This window comes from Subtercola sp. YIM 133946, from assembly GCF_036553535.1.
Lineage (GTDB): Bacteria > Actinomycetota > Actinomycetes > Actinomycetales > Microbacteriaceae > Subtercola.
Genome location: NZ_JAZHPE010000046.1, coordinates 20,663 through 38,589 on the forward strand (window position 1 = coordinate 20,663; position 17,927 = coordinate 38,589).

A 17,927-nucleotide genomic window follows, 5' to 3' on the forward strand; every position below is an offset into this window, starting at 1 on the left:
CATCAGGTGCTCGCTGAACCGCCCGTGAGCGCCATCAGGAGGCCGCCGAGCCGCCCAACTCGTACTGCAGCTGCGCGGCACGCAGCGTGTTCTGCAGCAGCATCGCGATGGTCATCGGCCCCACCCCGCCCGGCACAGGCGTGATCAGCCCTGCCACTTCGGCCACCTCGGCGTAGGCGACATCGCCGCTCAGCCCCTCTTCGCCGCGGTGGATGCCCACGTCGATCACGGTCGCACCCTGCTTGATGTAGTCGGCCGTGACCAGCCCCTTCACACCAGCCGCCGCCACGATGATGTCGGCCTCACGGCACACCGCCGGCAGGTCTCGCGTGCGCGAGTGCGCGATCGTCACGGTCGCGTTGCGGTTCACCAGCAGCTGTGCCACCGGGCGCCCCACGAGCTCCGACCGCCCGATCACCACGACGTTCGCGCCCTCGATCGTCACCCCCGACGCATCGAGCAGCTCGATGACCCCCGACGGCGTGCACGGCCGCAGCCCGGCCTTGTTCTGCGCGAGCAGCCCCACGCTCATGGTGGTGAGTCCGTCGACGTCCTTCTCGAATGGAATCAGCTCGATCAGCGACACCGCGTCGAGCTGCGCTGGCACCGGCAACTGCAACAGGATGCCCGACACGGCCGGATCTGCAGCGAGCGCCCGAAGCAGACTCTCGACGTCTGCCTGGCTCGCATCCTCGGGCAGATGCTGGTGCAGATCGGCCATTCCCGCCACAACCGATGACCGCCGCTTGTTCGCGACGTAGACCTCAGAGGCAGGATCGCCCCCCACCAGAACTGTCGCGAGCCCGGGCTGGATGCCCGTCTCGGCCGTGAACGCCGCGACCTCGTCTTTCAGCGCGGCCCGCACGCTCGCCGCCACCGCCTTGCCGTCGATGATGCCTGCACTCATGTCTTCTCCCTCACATTCATCTACCCGCACCAGTTATACACAGATGCGGCCCGACCGGCCGTTCCCGCTAGAGGATGGTGGTCGAATTGCCCGATGTCATCACCCGATCTTCGCAGTGCCATCCCACAGCCCGCGCCAGCACGCTGCGCTCCACGTCTGCGCCCCGGCGCTCCAGCTCCGCCGCGCTCTCCCGGTGCGAGACCCGCACCACATCCTGTTCGATGATCGGCCCCTCGTCGAGGTTCGCCGTGGCGTAGTGCGCCGTCGCGCCGATCAGTTTGACCCCCCGCTGTTTCGCCTTCAGATAGGGGCCGGCTCCTGCGAATGCCGGCAGAAAGGAGTGATGGATGTTGATCACCGGGCAGCCGACCTCGCCGAGAAATTCGGCCGAGAGTATCTGCATGTATCGCGCCATCACCACGAGGTCGACCCTGCCCTGCAACAAGGCCAGCTGCTGGGCCTCTGCCTCGCCCTTGGTCGCTGTGGAGACGGGGATATGAACGAACGGAATGCCGAACCCGGCCACCTCCGCCTCGAGGTCGGGGTGGTTCGAGATGACCAGGTCGATCGTCATGTCGAGGTCGCCGCGCGTGCTGCGCCACAACAGCTCGAGAAGGCAGTGGTCGTACTTCGACACCATGATCGCGACCCGCTTCGGGGTCGCCGCGTTCGTGAAGCGGTACGTCATGCCGAAGCGATCGCCCACCTGTTCGCCGAACTCGCGCTCCAGGCGCTGCAGCGAGCCGGCCAGGCCGTCGAGGTGAAACACGGTTCGCTGAAAGAACTCGCCGCCCTCGGCATCGGTCGAGAACTGCCCCAGCTCGACGATGTTCGCCCGCTGCCCCGCCAGGAATCCGGCGACAGCGGCCACAATGCCCGGCTGGTCTGCGCACTGGATGGTCAGGCGCCCGATGTCTGCCGACGAGGCTTGGTCGGGCGTCACGGCCGGTTCGGGCACCATCGAAGGCATTCTCCTTTTCGCCAGGTCACTGAGTACTACGCTAGCCGGTTCTGCCGGTCAGCCCGCCACGGCCCACAGGGCGACAGCGCTGGCAGCGGCGACGTTGAGCGAGTCGATGCCGTAGGCCATCGGGATGCTCAGCACCGTGTCTGCCGCAGCGAGTGCCTCCGGCGTGAGCCCGTCGCCTTCCGCACCCAGTACGAGCGCCAGCCGTTGCGGGCGATCGCCGCCCGCAACGAACTCCCGCAGCGAGACGGCGTCGGGCGTCAGGGCGAGCGCGGCGATATGCAAGCCCGCCTCGTGCAGCTGTGGGCCGAGTTCGTTCCACGCGCCGGTTCGACCCCACGGTACCTGCAGCACCGTGCCCATGCTCACCCTGATCGCGCGGCGGTAGAACGGGTCGGAGCACCGCGGCGTGACGAGCACCGCATCGGCGCCGATCGCGCCCACAGACCGGAAGATCGCGCCGACGTTCGTCGGGTCGGCCACGTTCTCGAGCACGACCACGATGCGTGCGTCTGTCAGCAGGTCGCCCACCGCAGGCAGGGCGGGGCGGTTCATCGACGCGATGATTCCGCGGTGCAGAATGTAGCCGGTGAGCTCGGCGAGCAGTTCCCCCGCCCCGACGAAGATGGGCGCAGAGTCAGCCCACGGGCCCAGGGCCGCTCGCGCGTCGGCCACCGAGCCGCCCAGCGAGAGCACCGATCGCGGCACGTGACCGGCCCGCACGGCACGCTCCAGCACCAGCGCAGACTCGGCGAGGTAGAGCCCGTGCTCGGTGCCCTGCGCCTTGCGCAGCGCCACGTCGGTCTGGTGCGAATAGTCGGCGAGCCGGGGGTCGCTGAGGTCGGTGACCTCGAACACGTTCGAAAGCTCGGGCGAGGTTGCCGTCACGACCCCCTTCGAGGTGTCGGGCGAGCTCGCCGTCACGCGAACGGGTCGGGTGTGAGCGTGTACTTGGTCTCGAGGTACTCGTGAATACCCTCGAGTCCGCCTTCGCGCCCCACGCCCGACTGCTTCACCCCACCGAACGGTGCCGCGGCGTTCGAGACGACCCCCACGTTCAGGCCCATCATGCCGGTCTCGAGCCGGTCGATCATCCGCTGGCCGCGTGCGAGGTCTGCCGTGAACACGTAGCTGACCAGGCCGTACTCGGTGTCGTTGGCGAGTCGCACGGCGTCGTCTTCGCTGTCGAACGGCACGATGCTGAGCACCGGCCCAAAGATCTCTTCGCGCAGAATCTCGCTGCCGGCCTGCACCCCGCTCAGCACCGTCGGTTCGTAGAAGGTGCCCGGCCCGTCGACGGCCGAACCGCCGATGAGCAGGTTCGCGCCCCGCGCGACGGCGTCGGAGACGAGCGACTGCGCCTTGTCGATGGCGGCCTCGTTGATGAGGGGGCCGATGGTCACGTCGTCGTCGGTTCCGCGCCCCACACGCAGTTCGCGCGTTCGGGCGGTGACCCGCGCGGCGAACTCGTCGGCCACCGAGCGATGCACGATGAACCGGTTGGCGGCCGTGCAGGCCTGGCCGATGTTGCGGAACTTCGCGAGCATCGCCCCATCGACCGCCTTGCCGAGGTCGGCGTCGCCGAACACGACGAAAGGGGCGTTGCCGCCCAGCTCCATCGAGGTGCGCAGCACGTTGTCTGCGGCCTGCTTGAGCAGCCGGCGCCCCACCGGCGTCGAGCCGGTGAAGCTCAGCTTGCGCAGCCTCGGGTCGGCGATGATGGGCTCAGACACCGTGCCCGACGAGGTGGTCGTGATCACGTTGATGACCCCCGCGGGCAGCCCGGCCTCGACGAACAGGCTGACGAGAAAGAGGGTGGTGAGCGGCGTCAGTTCGGCGGGCTTGATCACGACGGTGCATCCGGCGGCCAGCGCGGGCGCGATCTTTCGTGTCGCCATGGCGAGCGGAAAGTTCCACGGCGTGATCAGGTAGCACGGCCCCACAGGTCGCTGCGACACGATCATGCGGCCCGTGCCCTCGGGGTTCGAACCATAACGACCCGCGATGCGCACGGCCTCCTCGCCGAACCAGCGCAGGAACTCGCCGCCGTACGCGATCTCGCCTCTGGCCTCGGCGAGCGGCTTGCCCATCTCGAGCGTCATGACCAGAGCGACCTCGTCGATGCGCTGCTGCAGCAGATCGAAGGTGCGCCGCAGAATCTCGGCCCGTTCGCGCGGAGCGGTCGCGGCCCACCCGGGGCCGGCGGCGACCGCGGCGTCGAGGGCGGCCATGCCGTCGGCGGCAGACGCATCGGCGATGCGTTTGATGACCTCGCCCGTCGCCGGGTCGATCACGTCGAACGTCGCGCCCGTCGAAGCCTCGCGCCACTCGCCCCCGATGAACAGCCCCGAGGGAACCGTCGCGAGAAGGTCGGCCTCGGTCTGTGCGCTCATTCAGGTGCTCCTTCGGTTCGGTCTTCGTGGTAGTCGTGCTCTCCGGCCGCCGGGTCGTCTTCGACGTCACCCGACGCGATCAGCTCGGCGCCCGCGTGCGCCAGCTCTGCCAGCGCGGCAGCGCTCGACGCTTCGTCGACTCCCGCGACGAGATCGGTGAGGATGCGCACCCTTCGACCGTGCTCGATGGCGTCGAGAGCCGAGGCGCGAACGCAGTAGTCGGTTGCGAGCCCCACGATGTCGATCTCGGTCACCGCGTGCTCGTCGAGCAACTGGTGCACCGTTCCGCCTTCGTCGGTGGTTCCCTCGTAGATCGAGTAGGCCGGCTGACCCTGGCCCTTCTGCACGTGGAAGTCGATCGCGGCAGCGGTCAGGTCGTCGTGGTATTCGGCTCCCGGCGTGCCGGCCACGCAGTGCTCGGGCCAGGTCGTGACGAAGTCGGGCGCATCCGTCGTGGCGAAGTGCCCGCCGTTGTCATTGTCGGGGTCGTGCCAGTCACGCGACGCAATGACCAGGTCGTAGCCATGCGGATGCTCGGCCAACAGTCGCGAGATGCCCGCCGCCACGGCGGCTCCGCCTTCGACACCGAGCGCCCCGCCTTCGGTGAAATCGTTCTGCACATCGATGATGAACAGTGCTTTTCTCACAGGAGACCACTCCTCGTACTCACGCGCAGACAGCGCGTCTCTGTGTTCGATTCTAGTTGTTCGACAGGGCGTTGCCGCAGTTGTAGATGCCCACGGTGAGCGCATCGAGCGCTGCCCGCCCAGCGTCGAGCGTGCTGTCGAGCGAGAAGAAGGCGAAGGTCAGCGTCGTGCCGTCGGCCGCATGAACGACGCCGGCGAGCGTGTTGGCCGTGTCGATGGAGCCCGTCTTCGCGATCACCTTGCCGTTGACGACGGAGTTCGCCCCGGTGAACCGGTACGACAGCGTTCCGGTCTGGTCGGCGACCGGCAGCCCGTCGAGAATCACCCCGAGGTTGCCGATGCGCGCGTTGATCTTGTCGAACAGGGTCGTGAGAAACAGGGCCGACACCGCGTCGTCGTTGCTGAGCCCCGACCCGTCGAGGATCACCAGGTTCGTCACGTCGAGCCCGTAGTTGTCGTGCAGGGCCGAAGTGATGGCCTTCTGCAGCGACGAGAACGAGCTGCCGTCGCCGAGCTTGATCGCCGTCAGGCGGGCCAGCATCTCGGCCTCGGTGTTGTCGGAGCGAAGAATCGCCTCCTGCACCATCGTCGAGACGGGGGCAGACTGCACAGTTCCGAGTGTCGTGGCGCCGGCGGTCGCCGTGCCCGCCACGAGCTGGGCCCCCGACGCGACTGAGCCCAGCGCGCTCTGAAACGCCTGCCCGGCACGGCTCACCGGGTCTGAGCTGCGCGGAGACGTGTCGGCGGTGGGGTTCGCCCGGTCTCCGTCGACCATCAGCGCCGTCACCTCGGCTGTCGAGCCCTCGGTCTGCTCCACCCTGTCCCACGAGCTCTGCCAGCTGTCTCCGCTGAACAACGAGCTGTCGAGCACGATGGTGGAGATGCCCACCCCCGCATTGGCCGGATCGGCCGCCCACGCAGCCTTCACCTGATCGGCGAGCGAGCCCATCGTCGCGCTGTCGTTGTAGATGTTCGACGACCCGCTCGAGAGCGTGATGTCTCCCCCACCGACCAGCACCACCGTGCCCGGCGCCGACCCTTCGACGACCGTGGTCGACACGCGGTAGTCGGGCCCGAGCACGGCGAGGGCGGCCGACGACGTCAGCACCTTCATGACGCTCGCTGTGCGCGAGTACACGTCACCGTTGCGATCGAAGAGAATCTCGCCGGTGTCGGCCTTGCGTACGGTGCCCTGGAAGGTGGCCATGCCCGCCGCGTTCGCCAATGCGTCGACCGAACAGGTGCGCACGATGCTGGCACCGGCGGCCGACGTCGGCTGGGGGCGCCGCGTGGGCACGGGAAGCGTCGAGATCGGGCCCATGGTGGGTGCGGCCGACTCGGTCGACACGGCAGAGGTCGGTTGCGCCGACGCGACCGCCGCTCCGCCCGCCACAGAGGCCAGCGCCAGAACGCCGAAACCCGCCCAGGCCGCCGCGACCAGCCAGCCCCGGCGCGGGCGTCGGTGCGAGGGGGCGTGCTCGGGCATCCGGTCAATTTACCACCCGACCCTGAGCGCTGATCCCGCCCGGCGTCACTTGTCAATCGTTCTCGCCCGGCCTAGACGGGGCCACACACTCTCGGTAGCTTGGGCCCATGGTGGAGTGCATGATCGAGGGCTGCAGGAGCGACCCGGATGACCGGCTCACGGTGAACACCAACGGCCTGCTACTCGTGTACGCCGTCTGCACCGAGCACGCGACCGACCTGCGCTGGAATGCCACCGCCCCCGTGCCGACCGAACTCACGCGGGGTCTGCTGGGCCCGGCCTGACGGAACGCGGCGCCCTGGTGCATCGGGCCCCTGATGCGGCCGTCGACAACCTCTGGTGAGATCGCGACGACCTGCATCACACGGGCTACTGCATGCCCCACGCCTTCACGATGCGCGTCTTGAACGAGTCGTCGCCGAACCAGGATCCGTCGCTGGCCCCCTCGGCGGTGAGGTTCAGGTCGCCGACGTTCGTTGCGTCGAAGAGGCGTGAGCTCGGCTGGTAGTCGGGAATTGCGGCGACGCCCAAGGCGAGCCGGGCAGCCTGGTCGACCATCTGCCAGCCCTCCTCGTAGCCGGAGACACCGGCGTCGGCGACGACGAACTGGTTTGCTTTGATCGCCTGCAGGCTCTGCAGTACACCGACAGCTCCGATTACTTTCACCGAGCGGCTGTTCGATGTCGACAGCGCCTGGATGATCCCCGGCACGTCGGAGTCGAATTCGCCGATCACGTAGTTGATGTCGGGGTCTTTGATCATCGCCGAGGAGACGGCGGCGGGAAGCTGAGCGAGCTGGCCCGTGGTCGTCTGGATCACGGTGGTCGTGCATCCAGGGCACTGCGACGTGAAGGTGGCCAACGTTCCTTTCTCGAACGACGACGTGGTCACTGGATCGTCGGTGACCTGCACCAGCAGCGCGTCTGCGGCGCCGTTGGAGTCCCAGATAGCGTATTGGGCGGCCTGTTTGGTGAATTCGATCGCGAATGCGCCACCGACGGACGCCTGGGTCGCGGTCGGTTCGATGTTGTCTTCATCGCCGAGAACGAGCGGAACCCCCGCCGCCTGCAGCGCGGCGAAACCCTGTCCAGCCAAGACCGGCGAGATGGAATCGGTGATCACGGCAGCGAGCTTCTGCTGGCTCGCCTGCGTGAGGCACGACGAGATCTGCGACGGGTTCGCGCCGCCGTCGCAGATGACGAGGTTTACCCCGAGCTTGGCTGCCGCGTCTTTCAGCCCGGCGATGGTCGGGGTGAACGACGGCGACGCCTGCACGATGGGAATGTACATGATCGTCTTGCCCGCGAGGGTACTCGCTCCAGGGAGATCAGGGATGGTCGACGTGCCCGGAGTTCCCTGGCGCAGCGCGTCGATCATCGCCGTCGTCACCTGACTCGTGCCACCGCCGGCGCCTCCCGAGGCACTGGCAGCCGTGCCGCCCGGCGACGAGCTGCAGCCCGCGAGTAGGGCGACTGACACCACCGCTGTAGCGATGGCTGTGGCGCCGAGGCGCCTGTGTTGTGCTGACATTTGTACTATCTCCTTTGATGTACGTACCTGCGGGTGAAGAAGGTGCGAGGCTGTGGGGTTACGAGCGTCCGACGCGACGCCGGACGATTGTCGAGACGGTTACGGCGACGACGACTGCTGCTCCGAAGAAGAACTGCGTCACCCAGCCGGCCAGACCCAAGAGCTGAAGGCCGATGATTCCGGTCTCCAGGAAGAAGATGGCGATGAGAGCCCCGATCGGGTTGAACCGGCCGGGGGTGATGATGGCAGTACTGAGGATCGCTGCCGCGAACGCGGGCAGCAGGTAGCTCACGGACGAGCTCGGGTCGAATCCCCCGACGCCGAGTACCAGCAGCACGCCACCTACTCCCGCAATCAGGGCCGCGAAGACGTAGGCACCGAACCTGATCTGGTTGACGCGAACGCCCGCCAGCCGGGCAACCTCACGGTTGGCCCCGATGAACGACATGTGCCGACCCAACGGCGTGCGCCACAGAACGTAGGTCAGAATCAGCGCGAGCAGAATGCTGTAGTAGAACGAGATGGGAAGGCCGAGAACCTGCGTATCGACAATGGGCGAAAGACTGATGTCGAGACCTCCCGCGGTTGTCGAGCCGGTGAACCACAGGCAGAGACCGATCAGCAGCGTTCCCATACCGAGGGTCACCGCAAAGGGGTCGGCCCCCACGATCACAATCACGAACGCGTTGACCGCTCCGACCGCGATGGTGGCCAGCAGTGCGATGACGATCGACAGCCCGATGGGTACGTGGGCGTTGACGTTCAGCACGGGAACAAGGGTCGCGGACAACCCGAGAATCGAAGGCAGCGAGATGTCGAATTCGCCGACGAAGAAGATGAGAACCAGGGCCATCGCCAGGAAGATCAGGGGTTGCTCAGAGCCGAAGATCGTCTGCATCGTCGATCCGCGCAGAAACAGGTGCGGGATCGCGATGGCGAAGATCGCGGCCATGAGAATCCAGATGCCGACGATCGAGTACCGCTGAACGGCGGCTCGCGCCAGCGAGGGCAGCGTGTGACGATTCGGCTGCGTCTCGATGAGATGGTTTGACGTCATGACTACTCTCAGTTCAGGCCGGCACCGGCGCGTACACGCTTGCGAGGATGGAGTGCGCAGTGAAGGGTGCGGTGAGGGTCTGCGAGACGACCCCGTCGGTCACGACGAGAATCGTGTCGCAGACGGTGGCGAGGTCGTCGGCTTCGACCGAGGCGATCACCACGACGGCCCCAGTGCGCGCAGCCTGGCGGAGCGAACGCAGAATGTCTCTTCGGGCTCCGACATCGACGGCCTGTGTGGGCTCGTGGGCGAGCAGAACCGACGGCTCTCCCCCAAGCCACTTGGCAAGCAGGAGCTTCTGCTGGTTGCCGCCCGACAGCGTAGACGCGGGCGCGATCGGCGCATACGGCCGAATGCCGAGCGCCGCGCTCATCCGGTCGAACTCCGCGCGCTGCCACTTCGTCGTGACGCGCCATGCACTCGATCGTGCCCGGAGTCTGGGCAATGTCAGGTTCTCGAGCTGCGTCAACGGCAGCGCCAGCCCCTCGTGGGCCCGGTCTTCAGGAACATACGCGATGCCCGCCGCCAGGGCTCGGCCGATCGTGAAGTTCGACAGCGACTTTTCAGTCCCGTCGAGAACGAAGGTGCCCGCCGACGCGCGGGTGACGCCCGCAAGCGCGGGCAGAATCTCGGAGTACCCCGACTCGGGCCCGCCGATGATGCCGATCGTCTCTCCGCGTCGAGCTGAGAAGCGGATGCCCGTGGTCGACGCGGTGGCAAGACCGCGCACCTCGAACCTCGTTTCCCCCAGCACAGCCGGAAGCTCTTCGTGCAGCGAGGTCGATGCCTGCTCGCGGTCGAGTAGCAGACCCGTCAGCTCCAGTTCGCTGCTGGCCGCCGTGTCGACAGTTGCGATGAGCCTGCCATCCCGCAGCACCGACACCCTGTCGGTGAGCGCCAGTACCTCATCGAGCCGATGGCTCACGATCACGATCGCGGTGCCCTCCTCGGCCAGGCGCCGAATGATGCTGTAGACCTCGCTCAGAGCGTTGCGCGGCAACGACTGGGTTGCTTCGTCGAAGACGATGCATCCCGTGCCGGCGACTCGGTCTTGCAATGCCCGTGCTATCGCGACGATCGTGCGATCGGTCATGCTGAGGCCGCCCACCAGTCGCCCGGGGGTGATCGAAGATCCGAGCCTGGCGAGAGTGTCGCTCACGCGTGCGGCCTCGGCTCTGAAATCGATGTTCCTCGTCAACGGCGAGGGCCGATAGCGCCCGACGCGCACGTTTTCGAGCACGGTCGCCCGCTCGTCGAGCCCGAGGTCTTGGTGAACGAACGAGACGCCGAGTTCTTGAAGGTGGTGAGGACGAATGGGCAGGGCGAGCACACGCCCGTCGACGGCGAACTCGGTGCCGGCATCAGACGAGTGAAAGCCTGACAGGAGCTTGATGAGCGTCGACTTGCCGGAGCCGTTCTGGCCGATCAACCCATGGATCTCCCCCGGTTGCACGTCGATGCTCACTCGGTCGAGCACCGTCGCCGCCCCGAATGTCTTGGTCGCGTTGCGTACGCTCAGCCGCGGAGTGTCGCTTCCAGCCACGGCAGTCAGCCCAGGCCGTGCTCGGCATAGGGGTTGAGAAGCTGCTGCTCAGTTCCCGGCAGCACTCCTTCCTCGGTCGCACTCGGGCCGTCGGCGGGCGGAAACGATTCGGTCATCGAGTGCGGCATCTGGCCGTTGCGGTAGAAATTGTTCGACCCCTGCGCCGGGTGCCATTCGTAGGGCTGCCAGTCGGGAACATAGTTGCGATAGCCCCCCGTGTTGACCTCGATTCTGAAACCGGAAGGGTCGCGAAAGTAGAGAAAGTTCTGTTCACCGATGCCATGGATGCTCGGCCCGTACTCCATCGGAATGCCGTTCTCCATGAGAATGTCTGCCGCACGAAGCAGGTCTTCGCGCGTGTCGACCCAGTAGGCGAAATGGTTCGCTCGACCCGCCTTGCTCGACCCATCGAGAACCACTCCGAGGTCGTGAGACTTCTCGTTCGTGGTGAGAACGCTGAAGACACTGAACCCGCCCTGCTCCAGTGTGGTGTGCGCCATGGTGCGGAATCCGAGCACCTCGCTGTGCCACGCGGTGAAGGCCTTGACGTCGCTCGCCGCTACTGTGACGTGGTCGAGCTGGCGGGGGGCGACGCCGTGGCTGCTGCGACGTTCGGGCCGGTCGGGGTAGATCGACGCGTCCCCCTCCTCGCCGTGAAACCTGTCGACATCCCAGACGAGCTGCACAGTGTGTCCCCAGGGACCGGTGAAGACGAACGAACGCCCGAAACCGGCGGCGCGGGGCCTCCACTCCCCCACGATGCCCGCCGCCGCGACGCGCCGCGCGGCCTCCTCCAGAGCCTCATCGCTCTCCGTACGCCACGTCATGGTGTGCAGGGCGGGCTCGGGGCCGTCGACGAGCACGACGCTCGACTCGTAGTAGTCGCCCCAACTGCGGAGGTACACCCCAGAATCGTCGCGGCGCACCACGCGCATCCCGACCTGATTCACGTAGAAGTCGACCGACGTGTCGATGTCGAGGGCGCTGATGCGCACCTGGATGAGTTGGTTGAGAAGCTTGATCATCATTGACCTCGTGTGCTCGGGGCGGACAAGCACAACTATGTGACCCGGCTTCAATATTTGGAATGACTATTTCGTGATACCTCGAATAGAGATTGCCTATATCGGTTTCACGTCTCCGCTCTCGATGAGCCGCTGGGCAGCGGCGCCCACGACCGACCGGAACCACATGTGCTCGGGATTGAGGTCGTGCACCTGATGCCACCACATCGCCTCCTGAATCTCGACCAGCGGGATAGGGCTCTCGAGCAACCGGACCAGTCCGGTCGTCGCCAGCTTCAGACCCAGAGATTGCTGAACGAGTGCGACTCGATTGGTTCCGGCGAGCAGGAAGGGCAGCGCGAGAAAGCTGGGCGCCACGACTTCGACCCGCGGTTCGATGCCCAGCAACCCCAGATGCTTGGCGGCGAGGGTGTATTCCGTCGGTGAGTCGTACGTGAAGACCCATGCCAGCGTCGACAGCTGGTCCAGCGTCAGTTCGGAGGCCACCTCGGTGTTGTCGATCGACACCATGCACAACCAGCGATCGCGGAAGAGGTCGAGATTGCTGGAGTGAAAGAAGCCGTGGGGCATGACGAGACCGTCGTAGTCGCGAATCGAGTCGGGCGCCCGTACGACGGTGTCAGACAGCATGTTGTTCAGCCGCAGACGTGCTTTGGGTGCTTGGGCCGCGAGCTCGCGGATCAAGACCGGCGCCAGCACGGCCGCCCCGTAGTCGGTGACGAAGAGCGAGAATTCCCGCTCGGTCGACGCCGGATCGAAATTCGACAGAGCGCCGAAGAGACGTTCGAGGCTCAACTCTGCCGAGTACGAATGCTCGAGTAGCTGCGCGGCAAGCGGAGTCAGTTCGTAGCGCCGGCCTCGACGATCGAGCAGCGGGTCGTCGAAGTGCAGGCGTAGCTTGGCGAGCGCGGCAGAGAGGGAGGGCTGAGACACGCGCAGCCGTTCGGCGGCGCGACTGACGCTTTTCTCTTCGAGCAGTGCTCGGAGTGGCATGACGAGATTGAAATCCACGCTTCGATAATGCATGCGCCAAATGTATCGGCAATTGAGATATGACCTATTAGCAATATCGCGTTCTTCGATAGCCGATCGAGACGCAGACTGGATTCCGTGGCGCAGAGGCGTGCCACGAGTCGGCAAAGGGGCCCGCGCGATGCATCCAGAGAACACACCATGGTCGATCGGTCGAGCGGCGATGGGTGGCGACGCGTTCGTCGGGGTGATCGTGGGCGACCGGATGCGCGACCTCCGCCCCGAGGCAGACACACTCGGTGCGGCCGACCTCAGCTCCCCCGCAGCCACCGTCGGCCTGCTGGAGCGCTGGACTTCGGTTCAGCCCCTGATGGCGGCACTCGCCGCAGACACCGACGCAGGAACCTGGCTCGACGTCGACGACGTCGAACTGCTTGCTCCACTGAGCCCGCGACAGATCTTTCAGGCGGGGGCGAACTACCGCAAGCACGTGGTGGACCTCGCCGTGGCCCACACCGAGTTGTCGGGCGATCGCACCATCGATCAGGTGCGGGCCGACGCCGCGGCCACCATGGACAAGCGCAAGCAAGGCGGCAGCCCCTTCATCTTCATCGGGCTACCGTCGGCCGTGACGGGGCCGACCCAGACGGTCACTCTTCCCGCCTACTCCGAGAAGCACGACTGGGAACTCGAACTGGCCGCCGTCATCGGCATACCCGCCTACCGCGTCTCAGCAGACGATGCCCTCGCTCACGTGGCCGCCTACACGATCGTCAATGACCTGACCACGCGCGATCTCGTGTTTCGCAGAGACATGCCCGAGCTGGGCGCCGACTGGTTCCGCGCAAAGAACGCACCCGGGTTTCTGCCTCTCGGCCCGTCGCTGGTTCCGGCCGAATTCGTGCCCGACCCGCAAGACCTGACGCTGACACTGACACTGAATGGCCAAACCATGCAAGACGAGTCGACCGCCGACATGCTGTTCTCCGTCGCCGAGATAGTCGCAGCTGCCTCGCAGACGACGACCCTCCTGCCCGGCGACCTCGTGCTCACCGGCAGCCCTGCCGGCAACGGAGCGGCCTGGGGCCGTCTGCTGCGCGACGGTGACGTCATGCAGAGCACCATCTCCGGCCTCGGTCGGCAGACCACCCGCGTGATAGCGGAGGCCGGCCGATGAGCGAGCCACTCGAGACACCAGAACCGACTGACGCGCCAGAACCACTCCACCCCGCGGAACCACTCGACCGCTCTGACCCGCTCGGCGCGATCGACGCTGCCGCGACCCGGTTTCGCAATTGGGGTCGGTGGGGCGCCGACGACGTTCTCGGAACACTGAACTTCATCGACGCAGCCAAGCGACTCGAGGCAGCGTCGCTGGTGCGGCGCGGCACGACGTTCTCTCTGTCGCAACCGTTCGACAGCGACGGGCCGCAGAACGGATGGCGGGGCCGGGTGAATCCGATTCACCTGATGACCGACACCGGCCTGGCTGCGGCCGCCGGAATTCAGGGGTTTCCGCACGGCATCGGCGGCGCAGACGACGCCGTCTTCATGCCGCTGCAGGCCTCGACCCAGTGGGACGGCCTCGGGCACATCTTCGATCGCACGAAGGCCTGGAACGGCCGGGATGCCGCCCAGGTCGTCACCAATGACGGCGACCAGTTCACGGGCATCCAGACTGCCGCAGCCGAGTTCATGACCCGTGGGGTTCTGCTCGACGTCGGGGCTGCCCTGGGAGTCGATGGCCAGCTGCCCGACGGTTTCGCGATCACCGCAGAGCACCTCGAGCAGACCATCCAGAGGCAGGGATCGTCGGCAGCGGTCGGACGCGGCGATATTCTGCTGGTGCGAACCGGGCGGCTGACGCGAGCACGAAGAGAGGGCTGGCAGGATTACGCCGGGGGGGCTGCCGCAGGATTGTCGTTTCACAGCCTCGGGTGGCTGCACTCCCACGAGATTGCGGCCATCGCAACCGATACGTGGGGGTTCGAGGTTCGCCCCAACGAGTTCGACGACGCGTTCCAGCCACTGCATCAGGTCGTGATTCCCAACATGGGCCTGTACATCGGGGAGATGTGGGATCTCGACAGCCTGGCCGAGGACTGCGCCGCCGACGGCTGCTATGAGTTCATGCTCGTGGCGGCGCCCATTCCGTTCACCAAGGCGGTCGGTTCACCGGTGAACCCGATCGCCGTCAAATGACCCGTCAGCGTCGACGCGATAGACGCGTTCACGAGATGCCTCCAGAGGAGTCGCAATGCCCGCAGTGAAATCCGTGACGATCGTCGGGGCCGGCTTCGCCGGCTGCGCGACCGCCATTCTGCTCGCCCAGGCCGGGGTGGAGGTAGACCTCATCGACCAGAACCCTGAGATTGTGCGCCGTGGTTCGGGCATCACCCTGCAGGGAAACGCCCTGAGAGTACTTCGCCAACTCGGGGTGTGGGAGGAGATACTGGCGCTGGGCTACCCCTTCAATACGGTCGGCTTCCGCGCCCCCGACCCTGCCGGAACGCTACTGGCAGAGGTTCCCGACGCCCGCACCGGCGGACCCGACCTGCCGGCGACCCTAGGAATGCCACGTCCTGCCCTGGCTTCGTCGTTGCTGCGACGAGCGCGCGATGTGGGCGTTCGCGTGCAGCTCGGTGTCAAGTATCTGGGCTTCACCCAGCAGTCGTCGGGGGTGGAGACTCTGCTCGACAACGGCTCCACTGTTCGTTCCGATCTGCTCGTCGGTGCCGACGGCGTTCGGTCGCACGTGCGGCACGACCTCGGGGTCGACTCTGCAATCCACCCGATCGGCATGGGCATCTGGCGTATGTTCCTCCCACGGCCGTCGTCGATCGACCACACCGACCTCATCTACGGCGGACCGAGCTACATAGCCGGCTACTGCCCGACCAGCGAAGACACACTGTATGCCTATATCGTCGAGCCCTTCGATGCCGCCTCGGCCGACCTGGGGCATGAGGCCGGCGTCGCCCGCATGCTCGAGCTGAGCCGCGCCTACCACGGGCCGTGGGATGACCTGCGCCCCTTCATCACAGACGATCGGTATCTCAACTACGCGGTGTTCGAGAGCCACGTCGTCGAGCAGGAATGGGGCAACGGCCGAGTGGTGATCATGGGTGACGCCGCCCACTCGTGTCCGCCCACGCTCGCGCAGGGAGCTGCCCAAGCACTCGAAGACGCCGCCGTGCTGGCGGAGCTCGTACTCCAGGCAGACGAGTTCACCGCACAACTGGTGCACGACTACTCCGAGCGACGCCGTGACCGCGCGAAGGCGGTGGTGACGGCATCCGTTCAGCTGTGCGACTGGCTGATCAAGGGCGACACCCACGCCGATGTGCCCGGGCTGCTTCGACAGATCTCGACGCTAGTGGGAGAGCCCGCATGAACGCGCCCGTCGTCGACGTGCATGCCCACGTCGTACTGCCCCAGCTGCAGGAGTTCGTGGTGAGGGTCGATCCCGACGGTTTCCAGGCCCACCAAGAGCTGGATGCCCGGCGAAACGGCCCCGAATCGCTGAAGAACTCCGGCCCGATGATTCGCGACCGTATTCCCCAGTTGACTGACCCGACTCGGCGCCTCGCCGACATGGATGCGGCCGGGGTCGACATTCAGCTGGTCTCGCCGTCACCCTCGCACTACTACCCGTTTCTCGCCCGCGAGCACGCCGTCGAGGTCGCGCGCCTGGCGAACGAGGCGATGAAGTCACTCGTCGAGAGGTCGCCCGGTCGAGTGCTGGGGCTCGGGCTCGCGCCGCTGCAGCATCCCGAGGAGGCCGTGCGCGCCTTGGAACACGCGGTGCTCGAGTGCGGGCTGCGCGGGGTCGAGATCTCGTCGTACGGCCCGGGATCGGGTTCCGAGCACACCGTGGAACTCTCAGACGACCGCCTCGAACCCTTCTGGGCACGGGCCGCCGGGCTCGGTGCGATTGTCTTTCTGCACCCTTTCGGATGCTCGCTCGACGAGCGACTCGATCGGTTCTACCTGGCGAACACCGTCGGCCAGCCGGTGGAGAACGCTGTGGCGCTGTCGCACCTGATCTTCGCCGGAGTGCTCGACAGGCACCCGACGCTGACACTGCTCGCGGCGCACGGCGGCGGATACCTGCCCACCTTTCTGGGGCGAAGCGATCACGCGTGGGAGGTGCGCGGCGAAGCCAAGATACCGTTGCAGAAGCCATCGACGTACATTCGAAAGCTCTATTTCGATTCACTGGTGCACACGCCAGAGGCTCTGCGCTCACTTGTGGCAAGCGCGGGAAGCGACCGGGTTCTGATGGGGTCGGACTACCCGTTCGACATGGGAGTGACCGACCCGGTTCAACGGGTGCTCGCTGCCGGGCTGCCTGGCGCGGAGGCCGACTCCATCCTCGGTGGAACGGCAGCCGCGCTGGGGCTGCACCGAGCATGAAGATCGTGAGCTGGCAGGAGGGCCAGGGCATCCGGTGCGGTGTCGTCGTCGAGGAGGATGTCTTCGCCTTCCCCGACGGTGTGACAGGGCTTTCGCTCGCCCAGGCGGGGCTGACGCGCACGCTGCAACTGGGTCGGGCAGCTGTCGAGAGTACCGAACCCAGGAAACTGGCGGGGCTGCGCCTGCTTCCGCCGATCGCCTCACCCTCGGTGCGCGACTTCGTCGCATTCGAGGAGCACGTCGAGGGTGTGGTCAAGAATGCTGGACAGGGTGCCAGCGTGCCACCGGAGTGGTACGCAGCACCGACGTTCTACTTCGCGAACCCGCATACCCTGTACCCCACAGCCGCACCGATCGCACCGCCCAGCGGCAGCACGGTGCTCGACTTCGAACTCGAGGTGGCAGCGATCGTCGGGGCTGTCGATGGAAGCGATGGGCGCAGCATCCCGACCGACGAGGCGGCCGAACACCTCTTCGGCTTCACCGTGATGAACGACTGGTCGGCCAGAGACCTTCAGTACCCCGAGATGAAAGTGAACCTCGGGCCGTGCAAAGGTAAGGACTTCGCCACAACCATCGGGCCCTGGATCGTGACGGCAGACGAGTTTGCAGGCCGATTCGACGACGAAGGATTCTTGCCGCTGACCATGTCGGTGTCGATCAACGGCGTCGAGTTCGGCCGTGACCGCCTCTCGAACATGGGTTGGCCGTTCGCCGAGCTGGTGGCGTACGCGTCACGCAGCTCACGCGTGGTGCCGGGGGATCTCCTCGGGTCGGGCACCGCCGGGTCGGGCTGCCTCGCCGAAATCTGGGGCAGGCGAGGAGAGCAGTCGCCGTCGCCGCTGCGGGCGGGCGACGTGGTGACGATGACGGTCGAAGGCATCGGCAGCATCACCAACGAGATCGTTGAGGCTCAGGTGCTTCCGCCTGTTGCTCGTGCCCGGATTCGGCCCGACCGCGGCCGTTAGCAACTGCACCCAGCAC

17 protein-coding genes are annotated in these 17,927 nt (G+C 66.4%); 6 read left to right on the forward strand and 11 right to left on the reverse strand.

Annotation, left to right across the window (positions count from 1 at the left end):
- Positions 1-34 precede the first annotated feature (34 nt).
- From folD to dacB, 6 genes are all read right to left on the reverse strand, one after another.
- Positions 35-907, reverse strand: a complete 873-nt coding sequence (folD, locus tag V3W46_RS15920; protein WP_331784122.1) for a bifunctional methylenetetrahydrofolate dehydrogenase/methenyltetrahydrofolate cyclohydrolase FolD — start codon at positions 905-907, stop codon at positions 35-37.
- Positions 908-974: 67 nt separating this feature from the next.
- A complete protein-coding gene (gene purU / locus V3W46_RS15925; protein WP_331784123.1) occupies positions 975-1,868 on the reverse strand; it encodes a formyltetrahydrofolate deformylase in 894 nt (297 codons plus the stop codon).
- Positions 1,869-1,925: 57 nt separating this feature from the next.
- Positions 1,926-2,762, reverse strand: coding sequence for a TrmH family RNA methyltransferase (locus V3W46_RS15930; RefSeq protein ID WP_331784124.1), 837 nt, complete (start codon positions 2,760-2,762; stop codon positions 1,926-1,928).
- Positions 2,763-2,794: 32 nt separating this feature from the next.
- Positions 2,795-4,267 carry an NAD-dependent succinate-semialdehyde dehydrogenase gene (locus V3W46_RS15935; protein WP_331784125.1) on the reverse strand — a complete coding sequence of 491 codons (1,473 nt, stop codon included), beginning with the start codon at positions 4,265-4,267 and terminating at the stop codon, positions 2,795-2,797.
- A complete protein-coding gene (locus V3W46_RS15940; RefSeq protein WP_331784126.1) occupies positions 4,264-4,914 on the reverse strand; it encodes an isochorismatase family protein in 651 nt (216 codons plus the stop codon). Before V3W46_RS15940 ends, V3W46_RS15935 begins: the two co-directional genes overlap by 4 nt.
- Before the next feature lie 52 nt (positions 4,915-4,966).
- Complete coding sequence (gene dacB, locus V3W46_RS15945; RefSeq protein ID WP_331784127.1) at positions 4,967-6,400, reverse strand: D-alanyl-D-alanine carboxypeptidase/D-alanyl-D-alanine endopeptidase; 1,434 nt, start codon at positions 6,398-6,400, stop codon at positions 4,967-4,969.
- A 107-nt stretch (positions 6,401-6,507) separates the two neighbouring features.
- Here dacB and V3W46_RS15950 point away from each other — a divergent pair, with 107 nt between their 5' ends.
- Entirely contained in the window at positions 6,508-6,684 is a 177-nt protein-coding gene (locus V3W46_RS15950) for a hypothetical protein (RefSeq protein ID WP_331784128.1), read from the forward strand.
- Positions 6,685-6,769: 85 nt separating this feature from the next.
- Here V3W46_RS15950 and V3W46_RS15955 read toward each other — a convergent pair whose 3' ends face one another.
- The 5 genes from V3W46_RS15955 to V3W46_RS15975 all read right to left on the reverse strand — a co-directional run bounded on the left by V3W46_RS15955 (position 6,770) and on the right by V3W46_RS15975 (position 12,548).
- Positions 6,770-7,930, reverse strand: coding sequence for a sugar ABC transporter substrate-binding protein (locus V3W46_RS15955; protein ID WP_331784129.1), 1,161 nt, complete (start codon positions 7,928-7,930; stop codon positions 6,770-6,772).
- Between the two features lie 58 nt (positions 7,931-7,988).
- A complete protein-coding gene (locus V3W46_RS15960) occupies positions 7,989-8,987 on the reverse strand; it encodes an ABC transporter permease (RefSeq protein WP_331784130.1) in 999 nt (332 codons plus the stop codon).
- A gap of 13 nt (positions 8,988-9,000) precedes the next feature.
- Positions 9,001-10,530 carry a sugar ABC transporter ATP-binding protein gene (locus tag V3W46_RS15965; protein ID WP_331784131.1) on the reverse strand — a complete coding sequence of 510 codons (1,530 nt, stop codon included), beginning with the start codon at positions 10,528-10,530 and terminating at the stop codon, positions 9,001-9,003.
- Positions 10,531-10,535: 5 nt separating this feature from the next.
- Positions 10,536-11,555 (reverse strand): VOC family protein, encoded by a 1,020-nt coding sequence (locus tag V3W46_RS15970; RefSeq protein ID WP_331784169.1) that lies wholly within the window; start codon positions 11,553-11,555, stop codon positions 10,536-10,538.
- 96 nt (positions 11,556-11,651) lie between these two features.
- A complete protein-coding gene (locus V3W46_RS15975; RefSeq protein ID WP_331784132.1) occupies positions 11,652-12,548 on the reverse strand; it encodes a LysR family transcriptional regulator in 897 nt (298 codons plus the stop codon).
- A 160-nt stretch (positions 12,549-12,708) separates the two neighbouring features.
- Between V3W46_RS15975 and V3W46_RS15980 the strand changes: the two genes are divergently transcribed.
- The 5 genes from V3W46_RS15980 to V3W46_RS16000 are packed head-to-tail and all read left to right on the forward strand — an operon-like array spanning position 12,709 to position 17,911.
- A complete protein-coding gene (locus V3W46_RS15980) occupies positions 12,709-13,704 on the forward strand; it encodes a fumarylacetoacetate hydrolase family protein (RefSeq protein ID WP_331784133.1) in 996 nt (331 codons plus the stop codon).
- Positions 13,701-14,729: a cyclase family protein gene (locus V3W46_RS15985; RefSeq protein ID WP_331784134.1), complete on the forward strand. Its 1,029-nt coding sequence runs from the start codon at positions 13,701-13,703 to the stop codon at positions 14,727-14,729. Before V3W46_RS15980 ends, V3W46_RS15985 begins: the two co-directional genes overlap by 4 nt.
- 55 nt (positions 14,730-14,784) lie before the next feature.
- A complete protein-coding gene (locus tag V3W46_RS15990) occupies positions 14,785-15,921 on the forward strand; it encodes an FAD-dependent monooxygenase (RefSeq protein ID WP_331784135.1) in 1,137 nt (378 codons plus the stop codon).
- The gene (locus V3W46_RS15995; protein ID WP_331784136.1) at positions 15,918-16,943 is read left to right on the forward strand and encodes an amidohydrolase family protein; all 1,026 of its coding nucleotides are present in this window, start codon (positions 15,918-15,920) and stop codon (positions 16,941-16,943) included. The genes V3W46_RS15990 and V3W46_RS15995 overlap by 4 nt, the downstream gene beginning before the upstream one ends.
- The gene (locus tag V3W46_RS16000; protein ID WP_331784137.1) at positions 16,940-17,911 is read left to right on the forward strand and encodes a fumarylacetoacetate hydrolase family protein; all 972 of its coding nucleotides are present in this window, start codon (positions 16,940-16,942) and stop codon (positions 17,909-17,911) included. Before V3W46_RS15995 ends, V3W46_RS16000 begins: the two co-directional genes overlap by 4 nt.
- Positions 17,912-17,927 lie beyond the last annotated feature (16 nt).